The sequence below is a fragment of the Halomonas sp. TH-94 genome, assembly GCF_057473365.1.
Map to the genome: position 1 here is coordinate 57,347 of NZ_JBYCKL010000013.1, position 20,629 is coordinate 77,975.

General features: G+C 62.0%; 20 protein-coding genes. 12 read left to right on the forward strand and 8 right to left on the reverse strand.

Features of this window, described 5'->3' with window-relative positions; genetic code table 11:
• Nucleotides 1-9: 9 nt before the first annotated feature.
• The 4 genes from AC2VNO_RS02635 to gntR are packed head-to-tail and all read left to right on the forward strand — an operon-like array spanning nt 10 to nt 3,428.
• Entirely contained in the window at nt 10-594 is a 585-nt protein-coding gene (locus tag AC2VNO_RS02635; RefSeq protein WP_486932680.1) for a TRAP transporter small permease, read from the forward strand.
• Nucleotides 595-597: 3 nt separating this feature from the next.
• Nucleotides 598-1,881, forward strand: a complete 1,284-nt coding sequence (locus AC2VNO_RS02640) for a TRAP transporter large permease (protein WP_486932681.1) — start codon at nt 598-600, stop codon at nt 1,879-1,881.
• Nucleotides 1,882-1,896: 15 nt separating this feature from the next.
• Nucleotides 1,897-2,394, forward strand: a complete 498-nt coding sequence (locus tag AC2VNO_RS02645; RefSeq protein ID WP_486932682.1) for a gluconokinase — start codon at nt 1,897-1,899, stop codon at nt 2,392-2,394.
• Between the two features lie 38 nt (nt 2,395-2,432).
• On the forward strand, nt 2,433-3,428 hold the full coding sequence (gene gntR, locus AC2VNO_RS02650) for a gluconate operon transcriptional repressor GntR (RefSeq protein WP_486932683.1): 996 nt from the start codon (nt 2,433-2,435) through the stop codon (nt 3,426-3,428).
• On the opposite strand, the gene AC2VNO_RS02655 is transcribed toward gntR, so the two are convergent.
• On the reverse strand, nt 3,425-3,823 hold the full coding sequence (locus tag AC2VNO_RS02655) for a RidA family protein (RefSeq protein ID WP_486932684.1): 399 nt from the start codon (nt 3,821-3,823) through the stop codon (nt 3,425-3,427). The genes gntR and AC2VNO_RS02655 overlap by 4 nt on opposite strands.
• A gap of 168 nt (nt 3,824-3,991) precedes the next feature.
• Between AC2VNO_RS02655 and AC2VNO_RS02660 the strand changes: the two genes are divergently transcribed.
• Together AC2VNO_RS02660 and AC2VNO_RS02665 are read left to right on the forward strand one after the other, a co-directional pair.
• Nucleotides 3,992-5,410 carry a bifunctional enoyl-CoA hydratase/phosphate acetyltransferase gene (locus AC2VNO_RS02660; RefSeq protein ID WP_486932685.1) on the forward strand — a complete coding sequence of 473 codons (1,419 nt, stop codon included), beginning with the start codon at nt 3,992-3,994 and terminating at the stop codon, nt 5,408-5,410.
• Nucleotides 5,407-6,630 (forward strand): acetate/propionate family kinase, encoded by a 1,224-nt coding sequence (locus AC2VNO_RS02665; protein ID WP_486932686.1) that lies wholly within the window; start codon nt 5,407-5,409, stop codon nt 6,628-6,630. Before AC2VNO_RS02660 ends, AC2VNO_RS02665 begins: the two co-directional genes overlap by 4 nt.
• An 11-nt stretch (nt 6,631-6,641) precedes the next feature.
• Here the strand turns inward: AC2VNO_RS02665 and AC2VNO_RS02670 are convergent, their stop codons facing one another.
• Entirely contained in the window at nt 6,642-8,039 is a 1,398-nt protein-coding gene (locus tag AC2VNO_RS02670; protein WP_486932687.1) for an aminotransferase-like domain-containing protein, read from the reverse strand.
• Between the two features lie 97 nt (nt 8,040-8,136).
• Here AC2VNO_RS02670 and AC2VNO_RS02675 point away from each other — a divergent pair, with 97 nt between their 5' ends.
• On the forward strand, nt 8,137-8,739 hold the full coding sequence (locus AC2VNO_RS02675; protein ID WP_486932688.1) for a LysE family translocator: 603 nt from the start codon (nt 8,137-8,139) through the stop codon (nt 8,737-8,739).
• Nucleotides 8,740-8,769: 30 nt separating this feature from the next.
• Here AC2VNO_RS02675 and AC2VNO_RS02680 read toward each other — a convergent pair whose 3' ends face one another.
• The 4 genes from AC2VNO_RS02680 to AC2VNO_RS02695 all read right to left on the reverse strand — a co-directional run bounded on the left by AC2VNO_RS02680 (nt 8,770) and on the right by AC2VNO_RS02695 (nt 11,883).
• Nucleotides 8,770-9,717 carry a threonine/serine dehydratase family protein gene (locus AC2VNO_RS02680; protein WP_486932689.1) on the reverse strand — a complete coding sequence of 316 codons (948 nt, stop codon included), beginning with the start codon at nt 9,715-9,717 and terminating at the stop codon, nt 8,770-8,772.
• 10 nt (nt 9,718-9,727) lie between these two features.
• Nucleotides 9,728-10,357 carry an exopolysaccharide biosynthesis protein gene (locus AC2VNO_RS02685; protein ID WP_486932690.1) on the reverse strand — a complete coding sequence of 210 codons (630 nt, stop codon included), beginning with the start codon at nt 10,355-10,357 and terminating at the stop codon, nt 9,728-9,730.
• Nucleotides 10,358-10,425: 68 nt separating this feature from the next.
• Entirely contained in the window at nt 10,426-11,331 is a 906-nt protein-coding gene (locus tag AC2VNO_RS02690; RefSeq protein WP_486932691.1) for a cation diffusion facilitator family transporter, read from the reverse strand.
• A 96-nt stretch (nt 11,332-11,427) separates the two neighbouring features.
• The gene (locus AC2VNO_RS02695; protein WP_486932692.1) at nt 11,428-11,883 is read right to left on the reverse strand and encodes an Lrp/AsnC family transcriptional regulator; all 456 of its coding nucleotides are present in this window, start codon (nt 11,881-11,883) and stop codon (nt 11,428-11,430) included.
• A 130-nt stretch (nt 11,884-12,013) separates the two neighbouring features.
• On the opposite strand from AC2VNO_RS02695, the gene AC2VNO_RS02700 reads away from it, so the two are divergent.
• From AC2VNO_RS02700 to AC2VNO_RS02710, 3 genes are all read left to right on the forward strand, one after another.
• Nucleotides 12,014-13,219: a methionine gamma-lyase gene (locus tag AC2VNO_RS02700; RefSeq protein ID WP_486932693.1), complete on the forward strand. Its 1,206-nt coding sequence runs from the start codon at nt 12,014-12,016 to the stop codon at nt 13,217-13,219.
• 106 nt (nt 13,220-13,325) lie between these two features.
• Nucleotides 13,326-15,038 (forward strand): methyl-accepting chemotaxis protein, encoded by a 1,713-nt coding sequence (locus tag AC2VNO_RS02705; protein ID WP_486932694.1) that lies wholly within the window; start codon nt 13,326-13,328, stop codon nt 15,036-15,038.
• 118 nt (nt 15,039-15,156) lie between these two features.
• On the forward strand, nt 15,157-16,506 hold the full coding sequence (locus AC2VNO_RS02710; RefSeq protein ID WP_486932695.1) for a cytochrome P450: 1,350 nt from the start codon (nt 15,157-15,159) through the stop codon (nt 16,504-16,506).
• A gap of 45 nt (nt 16,507-16,551) precedes the next feature.
• On the opposite strand, the gene AC2VNO_RS02715 is transcribed toward AC2VNO_RS02710, so the two are convergent.
• Nucleotides 16,552-16,986 carry a helix-turn-helix domain-containing protein gene (locus AC2VNO_RS02715; RefSeq protein ID WP_486932696.1) on the reverse strand — a complete coding sequence of 145 codons (435 nt, stop codon included), beginning with the start codon at nt 16,984-16,986 and terminating at the stop codon, nt 16,552-16,554.
• A gap of 65 nt (nt 16,987-17,051) precedes the next feature.
• On the opposite strand from AC2VNO_RS02715, the gene AC2VNO_RS02720 reads away from it, so the two are divergent.
• Entirely contained in the window at nt 17,052-17,549 is a 498-nt protein-coding gene (locus tag AC2VNO_RS02720; protein ID WP_486932697.1) for a DUF2938 domain-containing protein, read from the forward strand.
• A gap of 79 nt (nt 17,550-17,628) precedes the next feature.
• Complete coding sequence (locus AC2VNO_RS02725) at nt 17,629-19,038, forward strand: MFS transporter (RefSeq protein ID WP_486932698.1); 1,410 nt, start codon at nt 17,629-17,631, stop codon at nt 19,036-19,038.
• 11 nt (nt 19,039-19,049) lie between these two features.
• Here AC2VNO_RS02725 and AC2VNO_RS02730 read toward each other — a convergent pair whose 3' ends face one another.
• Nucleotides 19,050-20,579 carry a diguanylate cyclase gene (locus tag AC2VNO_RS02730; RefSeq protein ID WP_486932699.1) on the reverse strand — a complete coding sequence of 510 codons (1,530 nt, stop codon included), beginning with the start codon at nt 20,577-20,579 and terminating at the stop codon, nt 19,050-19,052.
• Between the last annotated feature and the right edge of the window lie 50 nt (nt 20,580-20,629).

Sequence of the window (20,629 nt, forward strand, 5' to 3'; positions counted from 1 at the left end):
GAGTAATGAATGATGTCGTCAACCCCGCCACCGGAAGATCCGAGCGTCTATCTGGATGACCCTCGGCGTGAGCCGCTGCAGCTCGACCCGGAAGGTCGCCGTGGCCCGGCAATCTTTCGCTGGATCACTCTCCTGATGGAACATCTGATCGCGACGATTCTGGTTGCACTGATCGTGTCGGTATCTGCCAATGTGCTTGGCCGGGCGTTGTTCAATCGCTCGCTACCCTGGGCCGATGAACTGGCCCGCATGCTGTTCATCTGGCTGATCTTCGTCGGTGCCGCGGCGGCCTTTGCACGCTATGAGCATATCGCCGTGGATTTCCTGGTGCGTCGGCTCAAGCCTCGGGCCGCCTATTCGCTTTACCTGTTTCAGCATCTCGTCATTGCCGCATTGATGAGCATCATGGTCTGGGGGGGGTATCTGGTCATGTCTCGCTCCACCGGGCGCACGGCCATTCTTGGCGTGCCGTGGAACCTGATCAACGTTTCCTTGCTGCTCTGCTCATTGTTCATCGTTGCCGTGGCGCTGTGGCGCTCCTGGCAGTGTTTGAGGCTGATCCGTCAGCCGAATCAACGACAGATGGGAGGCTGAGCCATGCTGTGGATATTTCTGGGCATCCTGTTCGCCTCCATTGTGACTGGGCTCCCCATCGCCTTCGGCCTTGGCGTGGCGGCCGTGGTCATGGCGGTGCTCTCCGACATTCCGCTATCCATCCTGATCGAGCAGTCGATACGTGGGGTCAACAACTTTCCCCTTCTTGCCATTCCTTTCTTCATTTTGGTGGGCGAGGTCATGACTCATGGTGGCATCGCACGCCGCCTGATGGAGCTCGCTGGCGCATTGGTAGGCTTCGTACGTGGTGGCTTGGGGCAAGTGGCGATCACCGGGTCGATGTTCTTTGGAGGTATCAGCGGCTCTGCCGTAGCGGACACCGCCGCGACTGGCGCCATGATGATCCCCTCCATGAAGCAGCAAGGCTATTCCGCGCCTCACGCCACGGCGATCAATACCGTCTCGTCGGTAATAGGCATCATCATTCCACCGTCCATTCCGCTGATCCTGTTTGGCATCGTCACTGAAACCTCGATCAGCCGTCTGTTCATTGCCGGTATCGTCCCTGGCCTCATGATCGGCTTTGGCTTGATGGTGACCACTTTCATCATGGCCAGCCTCGAGCATGCCGGTCAGACTCGGCGTTTCGAGCTGGGCCGCCTTTGGCAGGCTTTCAAGGCGGCATGGCTGGCGCTGGTGCTACCCGTAATCGTCATTGGCGGCATTCTAGGCGGGGTTTTCACCGCTACCGAGGCGGCGGTTGCGGCTCTGCTCTACTCTCTATTCATCTCGCTCGTGTTCTACCGCGAGTTTTCCCCACGCGAGCTGTGGGGCATGTTGATCCGCACCGCTCGGCTGACCGGAATGGTGCTGTTGCTGCTGGCTTTTGCCACCGTCATCGCATGGTTTCTGACCATCAACATGGTGCCGCAGACACTGGTACGCCAGGTACAGGCAATCACCGAGGAGCCGTTCCTGCTATTGCTGATCGTGGCGGCATTGCTCCTCCTGGTAGGCTTCGTCATGGACCTGACGCCGGCGATGGTCATCATGGCGCCGATGCTGACGCCCATCGTCACGTCGGTGGGAGTCGATCCGGTCTACTTCGGCGTGCTGATGGCATTCATTCTCGGTATCGGGCTGCTCACTCCCCCCGTGGGGACATGCCTCTACGTCGGCTGCGGCGTGGGCAAGGTATCGATGGAGCAGCTGGTCAAAGCGATGCTACCGTACTACGCAGCGCTCATCGTGGTGCTGTTGTTACTCATCGCCTTTCCCTCGATCGTGACCTGGCTGCCCGATATGGCCGCCGTGCGCGGCAATTGAAGACAGGGAGGTCTCGTGAAGGATGCTACTTACCGTATCGTGGTGATGGGGGTTTCCGGCTCCGGCAAGAGTCTGATAGGTGAACGGTTGGCCCTCTACCTGGGCACGCCGTTCCATGACGCCGACGATTACCACAGCGAAGAGAATATCGCCAAGATGGCAAACGGCATCCCCCTCGATGACAAGGATCGCAGCGGTTGGCTGGATGAGCTGGTGGCTCTGGTGCGCCGAGAGGAATCTCTGGTGCTGGGCTGCTCGGCACTAAAGCGGCAATACCGTGATCGTCTGCGCGAGGCGGCGCCGGATCTTGTATTCCTGTTTCTGGAGGGAGATTTCGATACCATATGCGCTCGGTTGCAAACTCGGCGCGGTCACTACTTCTCCGGTGAGGCCATGCTGCGCAGCCAGTTCGAGCAGCTCGAAGCGCCCGATGCGGATGAAGCGCATATCGTCGATATTCGTCAGGAACCCGAGCAGGTGCTGGAGCAGTGCATGGCAGCACTGTCTCGATGAGTTGGTTTGGTTGACGCACGTTCGACAAGCGGGGCACCGTGAAGAAGAAACGACCGACACTCCAGGACATCGCCGATAAGGTCGGGGCCACCAAGATGACGGTCAGCCGCTGTCTTCGCGATCCCGACAGCGTGTCCGAGGGGCTGCGAGAGCGTATCTTCAGCGTGGCGGAACAGGTCGGCTACATCCCCAACCGGGCGCCCGATCTGCTTTCGCGGGCTACCAGCCACTCCATCGGCGTGCTGGTGCCATCATTGACCAACCAGGTATTCGCCGACGTGCTGGTGGGAGTCGAGGAGATCACCGAGCCGGCCGGCTATCACCTGATGCTGGCCCACTACAGCTATAGCCAGGAGCTGGAAGAGCGCAGCCTGGCCTCGCTGCTTTCCTATAACGTCGACGGCGTGATTCTCTCCGATAGCCATCACACGCAACGTACCTGTCGTATGCTCGAAACGGCCGGCATCCCCACGGTAGAGATCATGGACTCGCTCACCCGGCCGCTGCATCAGGCGGTGGGTTATGACAACGTCCGTGCCGCCTACGACATGGTCAGTGAGATGATTCGCCGCGGCAGGCGGCGCATCGTCTATCTGGCGGTGCGCCTCGACCCGCGAACCCTGCAGCGGGAGCAGGGCTACCGCCAGGCGATGGAGGAACAGGGGCTTACGCCGCTGACCCTTCAGCGCAGTCAGCGCTCCTCCTACACCGTAGGGGCTTCGTTGCTCAATGAGATACTCGCCGAGCATCCCGAGACCGATGGCATCTTCTGCACCAACGATGACGTGGCGGTAGGCGCCTACTTCGAATGTTTGCGGCGCGGGGTCGAGGTGCCGCGACAGATGGCCATCGCCGGCTTTCACGGACACGACGTGGGGCAGGTGATGACGCCGCGCCTGGCCAGTGTGATCACCCCTCGCCAGGCGATAGGCCGGCGAGCTGCCAGCGAGTTGCTCCAGCGTATCCGGGGCGAAGCGCTCGAGGGGCATACCCTCGACCTGGGCTACAGGGTCGAGCCGGGGGACACGCTCTAGCTGTCGCTTTTCGCGGGCTGACGCGCCATCAGGGTAATCTCGACGTTGGAACCGCCGCTCAGGCGTGACGATTCGGTGCAGGTGCGCGCCGGGTAGCGTTTTTCCTCGAAGAACTCGGCATAGGCCGCATCCATGGTATGTATGGTGTCCAGGTTGGTCAGGTGTATGTCCACCCGCACCACGTCGGCCATGGAGGCGCCGGCATACTCCAGCATGCGCGTGAGTCGGCGCATCACCCAGCGAGTTTCCTCCGCTATGTCGCCGAGTACGGCTTCCCCCCCTTGAATGTCGGTCACCGTCAACCCGGAAAGAAAGATGTAGTGTCCATCCGTTGCGATATGGCTGCCCGGAAAGACCGGCACGGCAAGCGTGGGATCGTTACGGAAACGGTGCATGGCGCTGCCCCTGGCTGGTAGTGAGCTCAACCTCATTGTGGTGGCATATACCGGTGGTGCAAGGCTTGCCATCGCCAAGAGCCTGACCGATGCTAACGGCTGAACTTGCTGCGTTGCAGTATCGGCGCCGCTCGGTTCCACCCATTCATTTCGATCAAGGCACAGCGCATGGATAGTCAGGGCCATTGGGCGAACAACGGTCATATCGAGAACCGCACATTCGATGAGATAAAGGTCGGCGATACGGCGTCACTGGAGAAGCGGCTGACGCTCGACGACATCAAGCTCTTCGCGATCATGTCCGGCGATATCAACCCTTCCCACCTGGACGACGACTTCGCCAAGAGCACTCGCTTTCAGGAGGTGGTCGCTCACGGTATGTGGGGCGGGGCGCTCATCTCTACCGTGCTTGGCACCGAGTTGCCCGGGCCCGGCACGATTTATCTGGGCCAGACGCTGCGCTTCCGCAAACCGGTAAGACTGGGCGATGTGTTGCGTGTCAGCGTCCGTGTCCAGACCAAGGATGAATCGCTCAAGCGCATCGTTTTCGAATGCATCTGTACCAATCAGAACGATGAAACCGTCATCGATGGTGAGGCGGAAGTCCAGGCCCCGACCGAAAAGATTCGCCGCCCGCGCACCGTGCTGCCACGCATTCGGTTGGCGGAGCGCGCTCGCCTGCACGAGATGCTGAGCGCCGCCGAGCACCCCGAGCCGGTGAGCATGGCAGTGGTTCATCCGGTGGATGAAGTATCGATCATGGGGGCTTTCGAGTCGGCTCGCCAGGGGCTGATCGTTCCGGTACTGGTGGGCCCCAGCGCCAAGGTGCATGCCGCAGCCGAGGCGGCCGGTATCGACATCTCGGAATTCGAGTTGATCGACGTACCCCATAGCCACGCGGCGGCAGCGGAAGCGGTGGCTCTGACGCGGGCGGGCAGGGTCGACGCCTTGATGAAGGGGGCGCTACACACCAACGAACTGCTTCACGAAGTGGTCAAGCGCGATACCGGGCTGCGCACCGAGCGCTGCCTGAGCCACGTGATGGCCTTCGACGTGCCGACTTACCCGCGTCCGCTGTTCATTACCGATGCGGCGATCAACATCTACCCCACCCTGGCCGACAAGAAGGACATCGTGCAGAACGCCATCGACCTGGCGCACGCCGTGGGCAATACGTCGCCCAAGGTGGCGATTCTCTCGGCGGTGGAAACGGTGAATCCCAAGATCGCCTCGACGCTGGAGGCTGCCGCCCTGTGCAAGATGGCGGAGCGTGGGCAGATTCAGGGCGGCGTACTGGATGGTCCGCTGGCTTTCGACAATGCCGTCTCCGAGACGGCTGCGGCCGCCAAGGGCATCGTCTCGCCGGTGGCGGGGCGTGCCGATATTCTGGTGGCGCCGGATCTCGAATCGGCCAACATGCTCATGAAGCAGTTGACCTATCTGGCCGATGCCACCGGCGCCGGTTTGGTGGTCGGCGCACGGGTACCGATCGTGCTCACCAGCCGCGCCGACGACGCCATTACCCGTATGGCCTCCTGCGCCCTGGCGCTGCTGGCCTCGGAGCAGCAGAAGCGAGCCCGCTCATGAGCGGCGAGATCCTGGCGATCAATAGCGGCTCGTCGAGCCTCAAGTTCGCGCTGTTCTCTGCGGCGCCGACGGCTAGCCCCATGGCCATGACGGTGCGCTATCGCGGCCACTTTTCCGGATTGGGCAGTCACGCTCGGGTCGAGCTGCAGGCGATAGGCGACACAGGGGCAGGAGAGCCTGAAGTCACTGCGCTGGACGGTGTGCCGGCGACCCTCGATCACGAGGGGGCGCTGAGTCGTCTGCTCGACTGGGTCGAGGCCAATCCTGCCCTGGGCGACGTTCGAGCCGTCGGCCACCGTATCGTCCATGGCGGGGCCCAGTTTCGTGAGCCCGTTGGCCTCGACGCCGACAGGTTGACGGCTCTGGAGGCCCTGGTCGACCTGGCGCCGTTACATCAGCCGCATGGCCTGGCGCCGGTGCGCGCGCTAGCCGGCCTGCGTCCCGAACTGGCTCAGTTTGCCTGCTTCGACACTGCCTTTCATGCCACTCAGCCCACGCTGGCTCAGACCTTTCCGCTGCCTCGCCGTTATCGCGATCGGGGGGTGATTCGCTACGGCTTCCACGGGCTCTCCTTCGATTATGTCAATCGCGCCCTGTCCGAGCAGACGAAATGCCGGCCGATCTCGAGCGGGCGAGTCGTCATCGCCCACCTGGGCAACGGTGCCAGCCTGTGTGCGCTGCGGGATGGCAGGAGCATTGCCGCCACCACAGGCTTCACCGCCGTCGAAGGACTGATGATGGGGACCCGCAGCGGCAGCCTCGACCCGGGCCTGGTGCTGCACCTGATTCTGCAGGAGGGCATGACCCCCGAAGCCGTGCAGCGCATGCTCTACAAGGAGTCGGGGCTGCTCGGCGTCTCCGGCATCAGCGGCGACATGCGCGAGCTGCTGGCAAGCGGGGCGCCCGAGGCGGCAGAGGCCATCGATCTGTTTGTTTATCGTATCGTGCGCGAGATCGGCAGCCTGGCGGCAGCTTTGGGCGGGCTGGATCATCTCGTCTTCACCGCCGGTATCGGCGAGCTCGCGGCGCCGGTGCGCGCCGCCGTGGTGGAAGGCTGCGAGTGGCTCGGGGCGAAACTCGATACGGCGGCGAACGAGGCCCATGCCACCAACATCGCCTCAGCCGGTAGCCGGCTAGGCCTCTGGGTGATACCTACCGACGAAGAACGCATGATCGCCTGGTACACCGCTGCCGAGCTGGCCGGCCGTGAGTCGGTTTGAAGCCCGGCCTGTCATAGCGTCTGCCAGGAGGCAGTAGGCGGTTCGGCAAGGAGTTGGCTCAGCGTCTCCAGGGCCTGACCCAGTGCCTCACGCGAAGCCGCCGCGCTGAGGCACAGCCGCAGCGCCTGGGGTGCGGGCTCGCTGCCGACGCAGAAGGGCTCGGCGCTGGTCACTATGACATTGCGCTGGGCCAGTGCTTCGACGAAGGCCGCGCTGCGCTGCCCTTCGGGCAACGGCAGCCACAGGTTGGCGCCGTGAGGGCGTCCGCCGATGGCGTGTCCGCCAAGCGTCTCCCGCGCCAGGCGCTGGCGGGCCCCCAACTCTTCGGTTTGCCATTCGAGCAGCGTACGGCTCTCTTCCCTTGCCACCCAGCGGCAGACGGCCTCCACCATCAGTGGCGGCACCATCCAGCTCTGGGCGCGCAGTGTCGCGCCCAGGCGCTCGCGAGTCGCCGGTGGGGCGAGGAGTGCGCCGATGCGCAGCCCGCCGGCCAGGACCTTGGCGGTGCTGAACAGAAACAGAGTGCGTTCCGGTGCCAATCGGTACAACGGCGTACCGCGCTCCGTTTGCGGCAGATACTGAACGCCATCCTCGACGATCCAGAAATCGTATCGTTGGGCCAGTGCTGCCAGCCGTTCCCGTCGGGCATCGCTGAGAAGGGTGCCGGTGGGGTTGTTCTGATCCGGCGTGACGTAGACCAGCCGTGGCGGCTGCTGGGCACAGAGGCGGCTCAGGGCTTCCATATCCATGCCTTCTTCGTCCATCGGCACGCCGAGTACCTTGAGGTGCGCCTGACGAGCGGCGCCGATGAGGCCGGGGTAGGTCAGTACGTCGGCGGCAATGCGTTCTCCGGGCCGGGTCAGTGCCTGCAGCGCCAGGCTGATACCGTGTTGCCCGCCTTGGGTGACCAGCAGCGATTCGGCTTGCGTAGGCATGCCGAGTCCGGTCATCCAGGCCGCCAGGGCCTCGCGATGGGCGGGGACGCCGCGCTCCGGCTGGTACTCCACGGCGCGTTGCAGCACCTCGCCATCCTGGGCGATTTCGGCGAGCACCCGGCCCAGAGCCTCGGCGCGCAGTGGATGTGGAGGTGGCAGGCTCAGGCTGAGATCGATGGTGCCGTCATGGCTGTCGTTGCGATTGGCCAGGAAGGTGCTGGTGGCAGCGAAATCGTTACTGCGAACGAAGGTACCGCTGCCGACCCTGGCGACCACCCAACCCTGACGCTCTGCCTCGGCGTAGGCTCGCGTCACCGTGCCGACAGTAACGCCCAGGCGGTCGGCCAACTGCCGCTGGGGTGGCAGCTTTCCGCCCGGCGCCAGTTCGTTGCTCCGCACCGCTTCGGCGATGGCATCGGCAATGGCACGGTAGCGGACGCCTTCATCAGGTAGCTGTGGAACCCATATTGTCATGGTGACAATAAAACCTTTGACTGAATTTATGGGCCCATTATGCTGACAATTGTGCGCACATTACAAACCTTTCGCCAAATTGTATGGATTCAATAAAATGGAAGCTCTGGCGTTACTCGGGCCTGCGGCCCTCTACATGATCTCCATGACCATCACTCCGGGGCCCAACAACGTGATGCTCACGGCATCGGGCGCCAACTACGGCTTCCTGCGCACGCTACCGCATATCTTCGGCATCCTGGGTGGCTGCTTTCTTTTGTTCTCGGGCATTGCCCTGGGGCTCGGCCTGATTTTCGAGCGCTACCCCTCAGTGCAGTTTGCATTGCGGGTGATCGGTAGCGCTTACTTGCTCTATCTGGCCTGGAAGATCGCTACCGCGCCACCGCCGGACATGAGGGTTCGCGGCGAGGGGCAACCGCTGAGCTTCTGGCAGGCGGCGGCCTTCCAGTTTGCCAACCCCAAGGCATGGGTCATGGGCTTGGCGCTGATGGCTGGGTTTCTGCCTCAAGGCGGCGATGCCGTAGTCAATGCGATAGTGCTCGCGGCCTTTGCCGAGCTCGTCGCCTTGCCCTGCATCGCCCTGTGGGCCGGCTTCGGCGTGGCCATCGGCCAGTGGCTCGATACCCCACGGGCCTGGCAGATCTTCAACTGGACGATGGGAGCGCTGACCGCCGCCTGCGTCTATTTCATTCTGGTTTGAAGCAGCGCTTGGGTGTCGATACGGTAGGCGTCAGAGGAAAGGCTCCAGCTCCTCGCGACTCATGTTGCCGCCGGTGATCACCACCACGATATCGCCTGTCGGCGGCAGCGTTACCGCTTCTTCCAGCAGGGCGGCGACGCCCACTGCGGCCCCGGGCTCGGCTGTCAACTTGGCGTGGTAGAGCAAGTGATGCATGGCACGGCCTATCGCCTCGTCATCGACCTGAAGCAGTGAGCGTGTCGTTTCGCGGCATAGCGGGTAGGTGAGATCGCCGACGATGGCGGCGCCCAAACTCTTGGCGCAGGTGTCGACGCTTTTCAGGCGGGTGGGGCTTCCCTGGCGCCAGGCTTGGGCCATGCTTGCAGCACCAGTCGGTTCCACGCCGATCAGGGCAAGTTCTGGGCGCAGCGCGGCGGCTACCGAGCCGATCCCGGCAATCAGGCCGCCGCCGCCCACCGGGCACAGGATAGCGGTGGCGTCGGGTGCCTGGTCGAGGATTTCCAGGCCCACCGTGCCCTGGCCGGCAATGATCCGTTCGTCGTCGTAGGGATGCACCAGCGTCAGTCCGCGCTCTTCCACTAGCCGGTGCATCAAGTCCCACGCCGCATTGATGTCACCGTGCAGGATCACCTCGGCGCCCAGCTCGCGACTGCCTACCACCTTGAACGGGCTGGCATTCTCCGGCATCACGATGGTCACCGGCACGCCGGCCTGGCCTGCCGCCCAGGCCAGGCCCAAGGCATGGTTGCCCGCCGATACCGCCCCCAATCCGCTGCGTAGCTCTTCTTCACTGGCGGTGCGCACCCAGTTGAGCCCGCCACGCGCTTTGAACGAGCCGCTGCGCTGGAACAGTTCCCCCTTGAGCCAGACGCGTCGGCCGAAGCGATCCGACAGGGTGTGGTCGAGCAGCAGAGGGGTGGGGAGCAGGTCGTCACCAATGCGGCGCCGGGCTTCCTGTATCCGTTCGAGCGGGAGCATGGGATGACTCCTAGAGCAAGTTGTAGATCATGGTAAAGAGGCTGATGCCGGTGACGAGAAAGCCGAGGATCGATAGCAAGCCATCTCGCGCCATGATCGCCAGACCGAAAAGCGTCAGCGCTACCCCGGCAATGTTGACCGTCAGCGGTACGAGCTCCATGGGTGGCATGGCGACCGCCAGAACGAAGCTCGCCACGGCGATGAGCCGTATGGCCAAGTCGCCGGTCATGAACGAGATACGGTGATAGACCAGCCGATCGATCATTCGCGATGGCTTGCGCATCCACCCGAGCCCCTTGTGGACCTTGGCGCTCGAAAGTTGGCGATTGCGCAGCCAGGCCGGCAGCCAGAAGGTGCGACGGCCCATCAGCAGCTGTGCACAGACCAGAAAGGTAAACACGCCCATCAGCGAAGGTACGCCGGGAATGCCGCTGATCACCGGGGCTAGCGTCACCAGACCGGCCAGCAGCAGCAGGGGACCGAAGGAGCGTCGTCCGATCGCTTCCAGCACGGCATCGAAGCGAAGCTTGCCCGAAGGGGTCTCGATCGCTTCGATGGTTTCAATCAGCTCGATCAGGTTGTGCGGTTCGCTGGGCTCTTCCCCGGGTTTTTCCCCGGTTTCTCCCTTCGATGCGGCCATATTCTCCTCGCTGCCACGCTCTATCGCGGCCGGCTGGCGGCCGGCCCCCTACAGCATAGCCCTATCGGTCAGGCCCAGCGGGGGTCGGCGGTGAAAGCCACGGTGAACCAGCGCCTTTCCGGCGGCGGGCTGAGCTTGGCAGCGATCTCTTCACGGATTTCATCGAGAACGGCAATACCGCGCCCGGCGGCGAATTCCGGGGTGGTGACGATATGAATCTCGATATAGTGGCCTCGTCCGGCCTTGGCCACGTGGCTGAAGTACTCTACCAACCCTTCGCGCTGCATGACCGGCTTCATCGCGGTGTGCACTTCGCGATCGATATTGCTAGGGGCGATCAGCAGGATCTCGCGCAACGCACGGCGTACGATGCCGATGGGCACCGGCATGAAGCAGACCGTGAGCACTACCAGCAGCAGCGAATCGATGTAACGGGTCAGGTGCTCCCATTGGGTGCCCTGCAGCAGCAGCCCAATGGTGAAAGCCACCAGCAGCGAGGTGGTGATGAGAGCGGCCATCAGCCAGCCCTGCATGTCGATGCGCACGAATTCCGACTGGGCCCGACGGTTGATGCGACGCTGATAGAACACCATGGCGTAGCACATCGTTGCCACTACCACGGCGTAGGCGATGGCCACGTCGAAGGCCAGCGGCTGGCCCCCCTCCATCAACCCCTGCAGGGCGTTGAGAAAGGCGTAGAAGCACAGCAGCATCAGGATGCTGCCGTTGAGCGCCGCTACCAGCGGCTCGAGATGCCAGTAGCCGTGCTGAAAGCGCTGGCTGGCCTCGCGCACCGCCAGCTTCGCCACCAGCAGAGCGAGCGCCGACATGGCGGCATCGATGGTGGAAAATACCCCATCGAACAGAATCGACTGGGAGCCGGCCAGCAGGCCGAAGGTCACCCCCAGGCTAGATACCACCAGGGTGACGGCAATGGAAATCTTGAGCGCACGCTGCTCGAGAGAGGCTTGCATGATGGTTCCCCAAAGTGCAAAACCTCTCATCTTAACCGAGCCCTGCACGCCAGTGGAGGAGAGCGTGGGTGAAAGGGACTGCCGAGGCGAGCGAGTTCAGCGTAGGGGAAGCGACGGCGCCTGCTTGACCACCCCGAAGGCGAAGCTGGTATCGATGGAACCGATACCGGGAATGGTATGCAGCGTGTCGCGCATGAAGCGTTCGTAATCCTCGAGGCTCGCCGCTACCACGCGCAGCTGGTAGTCCCGCTGCCCGGTCAATACGAAGCAGTCGAGGATCTCGTCGATTTCCCTGACCCGGCGCTCGAATTTCGCCACCGTTTCCGTATCGTGCCGTGCCAGAGAGATGCGGGTGAATACAGTGAGCGGGTAGCCATAAGCCTTCTGGTCGATGATCGCCGTATAACCGCGAATCATGCCTTGCTCCTCAAGCCGTCTAACCCGTCGCAGGCAAGGGGAGGGGGAAAGGTTCACCCGCGTCGCCAGGTCCTGATTGCTCAGGCGGCCATCCAGCTGCAGCTCATGCAGGATCTTGCGATCGATGTTATCCATGACGCGCCTCAAATTGGAATTATATTGCTGAAATCTAGCCAGGTAAGGCAGAAAACGAAAGCAAATTTTCCTCAATAGGGCATAGCATGACGAGACAACAACTTCATAACTTCAGGGTGGGAGTCGCGTCATGCACCAGAGCCATTTGCAGCCCAAGCGGGGCTTCGCCACGCGTGCCATCCACGCCGCCTACGATGCCCAGAACGATCAAGGGGCGCTGTCTCCGCCCGTACATCTCACTTCCACCTTTACCTTCGATTGCGTGGAAGAGGGAGCCGCCAGGTTTGCCGGCGACGCCCCCGGGCACTTTTATTCGCGCATTTCCAACCCCACCGTGGCGATCCTCGAGCAGCGTATGGCCAGTCTGGAAGGCGCCGAGGCCGGCCTGGCCACCGCCTCGGGCATGGGAGCGATCACCGCGCTGATGTGGAGCCTGCTGCGCCCCGGCGACGAGCTGATCACCGACAGCCACCTTTATGGCTGTACCCATGCTTTCTTTCACCACGGCCTTACCGAGTTCGGTATTCGGGTGCGGCACGTGAATCTTTCCGATCCGGCGCAGTTGGAAAAGGCCATTGGTGAGAGCACCCGGATCGTCTACTTCGAGACACCGGCCAATCCCACCATGCGCCTGGTGGATATCGAGGCGATAAGCCGCATCGCGCATCGGTATGGGGCACGGGTGGTGGTGGACAACACCTACGCCACCCCGGTCCTCACCCGGCCCATCGAGCTGGGGGCGGATTTCGTCGTGCACTCTGCCACCAAGTATCTTGGCGGCCATGGCGATCTGGTGGCCGGCATCCTGTTGGGCAGCGAAGAGCAGATTCACAAGGTGCGACTTACCGGCCTGAAGGACTTCACCGGCGCCGTAATGTCACCCTTCACCGCGTTTCTGGTCATGCGCGGCCTGAAAACGCTGGAAATCCGCATGCAGCGACAGTCCGCCACGGCGCTGGCAGTGGCCCGCTGGCTGGAGCGGCAGCCGCAGGTGAAGTGCGTGCATTACCCTGGCCTGGAGAGCTTTCCTCAGCACGCGCTGGCCAGGCGGCAGATGAGCGACTTCAGTGGCATCATCGCCTTCGAACTGACCGGTGGCCTGGAGGCGGGAAGAACGTTCATGAATCGCCTCGAACTGGTTCAACGTGCCGTTTCCCTGGGCGACGCAGAGAGCCTGATTCAGCATCCGGCCAGCATGACCCACTCCGTACTGACGCCGGAAGAGCGAGCCGAGCACGGCATATCCGATGCACTGGTACGGTTGTCGGTCGGGCTGGAAACGCCAGAGGACATCCTGGCCGACCTGGCCCAGGCGCTGGAACAGGTGCAGGAATAGTTCCTCACGTAACCAAATCTCCTTTTTTTCAGGCGCTTGGCTAAACTCCTGCCCCTGCCTGCCGATAACGAATGAATGGACAACATTCGGCGCAGGGGACGGTACGATGAAGAATCTATCCATCAAATGGAGCCTGACGGGGGCGTTGGCGGCGCTGGTACTGATGATCGGCTTGATCAGCGGCCTGGGTTTTTATTCGAACGCCGCCAGCGAGTCGGCGCTGCATGAATTGGCGGAGACCAACGTCAAGCTCTCCAACCTGGCCAATCGGGCCCAGGTCAACGTATTGCGGGCCCAAACCTTCCTGGACCGCTTCGCTGCGCACAGCGCCCAAGGTAACCCTGAACTCGGCCGTGAGAATCAGGAGATGGCCGAGGCGGCCGTGGCGGTAGCTCAGGCGCGCTTTGCTGAATTTCGCCAGATCCCCATCGATGCTGCAGACACCCGGGCGCCTTACGTCGCGGCCATCACGGAAGCGTACGATGCCTATGTCAACGAAGGGCTGGTGCCGCTGCTGGATGCCGCACCGTTCCTGGTGCAGCGACAGCAGGGCCGTTTGGCTGATCTCGGGGCGCAGCTCGATATCGCCATGGAGGCGTTCATCGGATACAGCGAACAGCGTGGCGATGCTGCCATCGCGGCTGTGGAAACGCTGAGTGATCGCGTCGGTGCGGCTGCCATCGGCATGCTGGTTCTTGCGCTGCTGGCGGCTCTGCTCATTCGTATGACCATGATGCGTGCCGTCGTGACACCCTTGCGGGATGCCATCGCCCACTTCGAACGTATTGCCGGCGGCGACCTGACAGCGCGCATCGAGGACCGTGGCCGCAACGAGATCGGCCAGCTCTTCAGCGCCCTGGGGCGTATGCAGGAGAAGCTCAAGACGCTGGTGGTGTCGCTGCGCGAGAGCAGCGAATTCGTTTTTACCGGCGCCGGCGAGATTGCCTCGGGCAGCCAGGATCTCTCCTCGCGCACCGAGCAGCAGGCCGCTGCGCTTCAGCAGACCGCCTCCAGTATGGAAGAGATGGCCTCCACGGTGAGCAAGAATACCGAAACGGCCATCGAAGCCGATCGGCTTTCCGCATCCGCCACCAAAACCGCCGAGGCCGGCGGCCAGGAAGTCGAGCATACCGTCAAGCTCATGCGTGAGATCTCCGGCAGCGCCCAGCGCATCAATGAGATCATCGGTGTGATCGATTCCATCGCCTTTCAGACCAATATCCTGGCGCTCAATGCCTCGGTCGAGGCGGCACGAGCGGGTGAGCAGGGTCGCGGCTTCGCCGTGGTGGCCAGCGAAGTGCGTTCTCTGGCCAGCCGCAGCGCGGAATCGGCCAAGCAGATTCGCGATCTGATACAGGCCACTACCAGTCAGATCACCAGCGGTGCCGAGCAGGCCGAGCGCAGCGGCGAAACCATCAATGCCACTGTCGACTCCATTCGGCAGGTCACCGCCCTGATGGCCGAAATTTCGACAGCTACGCGGGAACAGAACAGCGGCATCGAGCAGATCAACGCAGCGCTGACCGAAATGGATTCGGTGACCCAGCAGAATGCCACGCTCGTGCAGCAGACCAGCGCTGCTGCCGCCTCGCTGGAGAACCAGGCAAGCAGCCTCGCTGCCCTCATTGCCACGTTCCGCGTCGATGCCAACGCCGCGCCGGCTGCGGCAAACCCTGCGCCCCAGGAAAAGCTACGCGAAAAGAGCAGCGATACAGCTCGAAACACAGCCGCGAACAAGCGCCTCGTGCAGCTGACGGACCCCAAGCCCACGGCATCGCACCAGCGCTCCGCCGCAGAACAGGAGTGGAGTGAATTCTGAAGGCGAAGTGGCGGCCGAAGGCCCGGTAAGCAGCTGTAAAAATTTGTTTAATCGAGAAATTTAGCCATAAGGGGGAGCTAGACTGCGGTTCAGGAAGGGCCGTAAAAAGGAGCGCGTCATGACGAAGGATTCCGTTCAGAGCCGTTTGCCCACTGCCACCGTTGGTGAAACGCTGGCAGTGATGGGCGACGTTTTCGTACCCAATATCGCCAAAGGCGTGATCATCCGTCGGCCCAAGGTGGTCGGCATGGCGGAGAAGCTAGGTCTCGACGAGCGTTCCATTCGCCGTTTGCAGAAGCTCAACGAGAAGTATGGCTCCGGCCCATTGATGTTGAATACTCCCGAGGGTAAGCCCATGGCGCTTATCCTCGACCCCGATGACGCCAACCGTGTGCTCAACGAAACCCCCGAACCCTTTGCCACGGCAGAGTGGGCGAAGCGTAAAGCGCTGGAGCACTTCGAGCCCGACATGTCGCTTGTCTCTCACGGGCCTGAGCGTGCCGAGCGCCGTCGGTTCAATGAAGAGGTGCTGCAGAGCGAATGCCCTGTGCACGGCCTGGGAGCACGCTTTGTCCAGGTTGTCGAACAGGAAGCCGAAGAGCTACTCACCCTCGTCGAACAGCACGACGGCAAGCTCGACTGGGACATGTTCGAGGCGACCTGGAACCGCGTCGTTCGTCGCGTGGTACTGGGCGATACCGCCCGTGACGACCATGCCCTGACGGAAATGCTCGAGAAGCTGCGCAGTGCCGGTAACTGGGCCTTTTTTCATCCGGGGCACGATCGTGTTAAGGATGAGTTCCTCGACCGAGTGCGCGCTTATATCGAACGCGGGGAGGAGGGTAGTCTGGCAGGGGAGATTGCACGCCTGCCCACCAGCGACACCACCCAGCCCGAACATCAGGTACCCCAGTATCTGTTCGCCTTCGACCCGGCAGGCATGGCCACCTTCCGCGCCCTGGCGCTGCTCGCTGCTCATCCCGAGCCAACCGAGCGAGCCCAGGCCGATATCGCCGAGAGTTCCGGCCAACCGGCCCCCAAGCTCGATTTCTCGCGTGCCTGCGTTCTCGAGTCGCTGCGTCTGTGGCCCACCACGCCGATGGTGCTGCGTCAGACGACGGAAGAGACCGAGTGGCAGAACGGTATCATGCCGGCCGAAACCTCGATTCTCATCCTGGCACCTTACTTCCATCGCGATGATCGCCATCTGGACGAAGCCGACCGCTTCAACCCCGACCTCTGGCTGGAGCCGAATGCCCTGGACCAATGGCCGTTGATACCCTTCAGCGGTGGCACCGGTATCTGCCCCGGGCGGCGCGTAGTGCTGACCGTGACCAGCAACATGCTGGCCAAACTGTTGCAGGGCAGGGAGTACCAACTCAACCCACCGACTCGCCTGCTGAGCAGCAAACCGATGCCGCCGCTGCTGAATAACTACAGCCTGGAGTTCAAGGTCGGCAAGAGGTGAGTCTGGCCTGCTGGCGTGCGTCCCATGACGGCACGGACCAGCAGGCTACCCCTTGGGGCTGTGTCGTCCACTACTTGCGCCGCTCTCGGCTGGCCGGGTGGCGTGACGTAACAGGCGTTGAAATGTCGGGCATTCCATGTGGCTCGGGGCAGGGCAGGCGGCGGCATTGCGAAGGCCATCCCGCATCGCTGTCAGGCGACGAATCGTTCGGTCCAGTTCGTCGGCCTTGGCAAGCAGCCGAGCGCGATCGATATCGGGCCCGCCCTGGATACCGAGCATGCTGCCGATCTCCTCCAGGGTGAAGCCAGCGCTCTGCCCGAGCGCAATCAGCGACAATCGCTCCAGAACGTTTTCCGCGAACACCCGCCGCAGGCCGTTTCTTCCTACCGAGCGGACGAGTCCTCTTTCTTCGTAGTAACGCAGGGTAGAGGCCGGTAGGCCGGAGCGCCTGGCGACTTCTGCAATATCCAGAGTTTTCACGCTTGACCTCAAGTTCAGTTGAATTCGTACAGTGAAACCGTCGTGGACAAATGACGAGTTTAATCATGCACGAAGTTAACGAAATACTCCTGCACTCCGTAGTGATAGGTATTGGCGCCACATTAGTGATGGATGCATGGGGCTGGATTCAGAAGCACTTATTTCATGCGCCGCCACTCGATTATGCCCTTGTGGCGAGATGGTTAGGCCACTTCTCGCAAGGCAGATTCCATCACGACTCCATCATGGCGGCACAGCCCGTTGCCGGCGAGCGTGCCTGGGGTTGGGTCGTGCACTACGCCATCGGCATCATTTTGGCCGCCCTGCTGATCTCGCTTTGGGGGCTGGAATGGGTGAGCAACCCTACGCTGGGGCCGGCTCTGATCGTGGGTGTCGGCACTGTCGTGATTCCCTTCTTCGTCATGCAACCCGCTTTCGGAATTGGCATTGCCGGCACGCGCAAATCAAAGCCAGGTATCACTCAGGTGAAAAGTCTTGCTGCGCATGTCTCCTTTGCCATCGGCCTTTATCTGGCGGCGTATACCTGGGCGCCGTTTGCCTAGCTGTAACTCCACAAGGCTTAAGCGAAATACATATTTCAGCGCTTCGATCCGGCTCAGGGCGCTAAAGGGAGAAAAAGAAATGGCTCCGAATACGACATCCTTGGAGCGCAAAGTCGCGTCTGAGGCAGGCTTCGCATTCAGGATACTGGCTATGGTACAGGCGACGCTTATTTTCACGATCGCGCTCATTATGGTGCCGCTGCCAAGGTTAGGGCTGGAGTTCTCGCTTGGCTCGGCAGAGTTGCTTCTGCTGCAGGTAGCCTACGGTTTGCCGTTCAGTGGACTGCTGCTGTTTGGTGGTCGTTTGACGGATCGCTTCGGCGGGCAGCGAATCTTCTACATGGGGCTGGCCATCTTCGGCAGTGCCTCGCTGGGTGCCGCGCTGGCGCCTTCCTTCGAGCTTCTCGTCTGCATGCGCTTTGCCCAGGGCATGGGGGCAGCCCTCGCTGCGCCTGCCGCCATGGCTCTGCTGCGGGCGATCTTTCCTGAGCCAGCGGCCTATGGCAAGGCCATGGCCATATGGGGCGGTGTCTCCGTGCTTGGCGCGCTGCTGGGCTTTATCGCTTCAGGCATCGTGACGACCTGGCTCTCCTGGCGCTGGATGTTCAGCATCCCCGTGCTGGTCGCAGTATCCGCGTTCTTGTTGACACGGGGGCGGTTGCCGCAGGAGCGCCACGAGACACGGCACCTAGGGCTCGATCCCCTAGGTGCATTACTCGCCACCCTGGGGATAGCTCTGGCCAGCTATGGCCTGATCGCCAGCGAGAGTTATGCGTGGGCTTCCGGCCGCGTATTCGGTCCTCTGGCGGTTGGCATTGCGCTCCTGGTAGGCTTTCTGATGGTCGAGCGTAGGGTCCGTCATCCGCTGCTGCCGCCCGGTTTCATCCGGGAGCCGTGCCGTATCGCCGGACTAGGCGGAATGCTGCTGGCAGCCGCCGGCTCGGTGTTGATCGAGTTCATTCTCACTCTTTACCTGCAACAAGTCCGCGGCTGGTCTCCCCTGCAAGTAGCGCTGGCGTTCCTGCCTTTTGCCATCACCTTGGTGGCGGCAAACCATGTTGCCGTATCGCTGGTAGAGCGGTGGGGGGCGGTCAGCATCAGCTGCTCAGGCTTTGTTATCGCTGGCATAGGTTTCGCGTTGCTGACGGCAATCGCTCATGACACCGCCTATGTGAGCGTACTTCTGCCCGGGCAGTTGCTGTTGGCAGCGGGGATATCGCTGATTTTCTCCGGCTCGGCGGTGCTCTCGACTACGAACGTACCGGAAGGTCAGGCGGGGCTTGCCGGAGGCGTGATGAATACGGCCATGGAGCTGGGGCCTACCGTTGGGCTTGCCGTATTGATGTCGATTGCGGCGACGCAAGCCGACACGATAACAGGCTACTCCTGGGCGTTTGGGGCTGCCGCCCTGGCCTACGGCGTCGTAGCGTTCTTCATCCTTGGGCTCAGCCGCAGAAAGGTATGTTCAGTCGCTGTCGAAGCGCTCTGATATGGATACACTCAGCCGAGCGAGCGCTGCATGCGACGCTCGGTCTTGTCGTCGTACATGCGGTTGTCGGCAAGGGTGAGCACTTCCTGGGCAGGGACTTCGGTAGAGCTGGCACTGCCCAAGCTCAGGCGTAGCTCCGCCACCACGGGCGTCCCGTTGGTGGTGGTAATGATGCACTGCTGGCCCTCCAGGTGCGTCCTGATCAATTCTGCCACCCGTCTGGGCGCTGACAGGTCCGCCGAGGGAAACAGAATGACGAATTCATCGCCCCCGTAGCGGGCTAGAACGTCATCTTCCCGGCATTGCATTTTCAAGCGTTCGGCGACGTGGGTAATCATCTGGTCCCCGGCCACGTGCCCATACTGGTCGTTGACCTTCTTGAGCCCATCGACGTCCATCATCAACACGGCGAAATCCAGTCCCGGTGGCTGGGTTTTGCTCTGAATGCTCAATTGAAGCACCGATTCGAAAAAGCCCCTGTTGTAGAGCCCGGTCAAACCGTCGCGTTCGGCCGTGCGTTTCAATGCCAGGTTGAGCAGCTTGTTCTCGGTGGCTGCCGCCAGTTGATCGACGAACAGCGTCAACATGCGCTCCAGGGCGCTGTCCAACTGTGGCGCACGGACGATAAGCCACCCTTCGTAGTGGCTCAGGCGCCCTGCCATGGAAGTGGCGTAAAGCTGCTCCCCTTCCTGTTTCTCACGGAGCTTGACGGTAGTTTCCTGGCCTCCATCCAGTGTGGCCAGCAGCTTGCCGAAGTGACGTTCATCCTCGGGGCTCAAACGCAGGCCGGCCACGGCAGCGTAACGTGTCACGGTGGGGCGTTGGCGCTCCTGCAGGAAAACGGCAAACCCGTATTCCGGGAAATCGTTATGCAGATGCCTCAGGGAGTCGTTCAACAGCGAGTGGATATCAGACGCTCGATTGGCCACGCTCCCAAGGCTGAGCAGGGCATGAAACACACGGTTCTGAAACTTGATCTCCCGTAAACTGCGGCCAAGCTGCCTGTTCTGACCGTACATCACCTGGGCGATGGCCAGGAAATAGACCACTGCACCTGCGCCTTGGTAGATATCCAACCCAACACTGACGTGCGGACGGAACTCGAATCCGGCCAATGCGCTCCAGCCCAAGGCACCACCGCCAAACAGCGCAACGGATAGCAACATTCTGCGCAGCCCGCCCACGACCATGTTGTTCATGAAGCAGGCCAAACCGATCGATACCGTCGCCAGCACGTAGAAATCCAAAAAGCTGCACCACATGCCGAACAAGAGACTATCGAACAACATGTTCCTGAACTCGGCGCGTTTGGAATTCTGGGCATTCACCGCATGAACGTAAGCCACCACGGGCCACAGCAGCAGTAGCAGGCCTGGAGAGAGCAACGACCAGCCGCGATCCTCCGCCAAGGCGATCCAGACCGTCAGGCCGAAGGTGTGACAAAAGGCGAAAGAACGGGGAATCAGCGTCGCCACGGCTAGGCGATGGGGACGCCTGGACGTGAGGGGCAGTCGAGAGAACGGAGGCTTCAGGGTCGGCAAGATCTCGGTCTTAGTTGACTATTATTCAAAAAATAGACGACTCGAATGCA

Coding starts and splice junctions, on each gene's coding strand:
- AC2VNO_RS02635 (WP_486932680.1), top strand. CDS start 10: ATGATGTCGTCAACCCCGCCACCGGAAGATCCGAGCGTCTATCTGGAT.
- AC2VNO_RS02700 (WP_486932693.1), top strand. CDS start 12,014: ATGCACCAGAGCCATTTGCAGCCCAAGCGGGGCTTCGCCACGCGTGCC.
- AC2VNO_RS02725 (WP_486932698.1), top strand. CDS start 17,629: ATGGCTCCGAATACGACATCCTTGGAGCGCAAAGTCGCGTCTGAGGCA.
- AC2VNO_RS02695 (WP_486932692.1), bottom strand. CDS start 11,883: ATGGATAACATCGATCGCAAGATCCTGCATGAGCTGCAGCTGGATGGC.
- AC2VNO_RS02670 (WP_486932687.1), bottom strand. CDS start 8,039: ATGACAATATGGGTTCCACAGCTACCTGATGAAGGCGTCCGCTACCGT.
- AC2VNO_RS02675 (WP_486932688.1), top strand. CDS start 8,137: ATGGAAGCTCTGGCGTTACTCGGGCCTGCGGCCCTCTACATGATCTCC.
- AC2VNO_RS02655 (WP_486932684.1), bottom strand. CDS start 3,823: ATGCACCGTTTCCGTAACGATCCCACGCTTGCCGTGCCGGTCTTTCCG.
- AC2VNO_RS02690 (WP_486932691.1), bottom strand. CDS start 11,331: ATGCAAGCCTCTCTCGAGCAGCGTGCGCTCAAGATTTCCATTGCCGTC.
- AC2VNO_RS02680 (WP_486932689.1), bottom strand. CDS start 9,717: ATGCTCCCGCTCGAACGGATACAGGAAGCCCGGCGCCGCATTGGTGAC.
- AC2VNO_RS02660 (WP_486932685.1), top strand. CDS start 3,992: ATGGATAGTCAGGGCCATTGGGCGAACAACGGTCATATCGAGAACCGC.
- AC2VNO_RS02665 (WP_486932686.1), top strand. CDS start 5,407: ATGAGCGGCGAGATCCTGGCGATCAATAGCGGCTCGTCGAGCCTCAAG.
- AC2VNO_RS02710 (WP_486932695.1), top strand. CDS start 15,157: ATGACGAAGGATTCCGTTCAGAGCCGTTTGCCCACTGCCACCGTTGGT.
- AC2VNO_RS02720 (WP_486932697.1), top strand. CDS start 17,052: ATGCACGAAGTTAACGAAATACTCCTGCACTCCGTAGTGATAGGTATT.
- AC2VNO_RS02640 (WP_486932681.1), top strand. CDS start 598: ATGCTGTGGATATTTCTGGGCATCCTGTTCGCCTCCATTGTGACTGGG.
- AC2VNO_RS02705 (WP_486932694.1), top strand. CDS start 13,326: ATGAAGAATCTATCCATCAAATGGAGCCTGACGGGGGCGTTGGCGGCG.
- AC2VNO_RS02685 (WP_486932690.1), bottom strand. CDS start 10,357: ATGGCCGCATCGAAGGGAGAAACCGGGGAAAAACCCGGGGAAGAGCCC.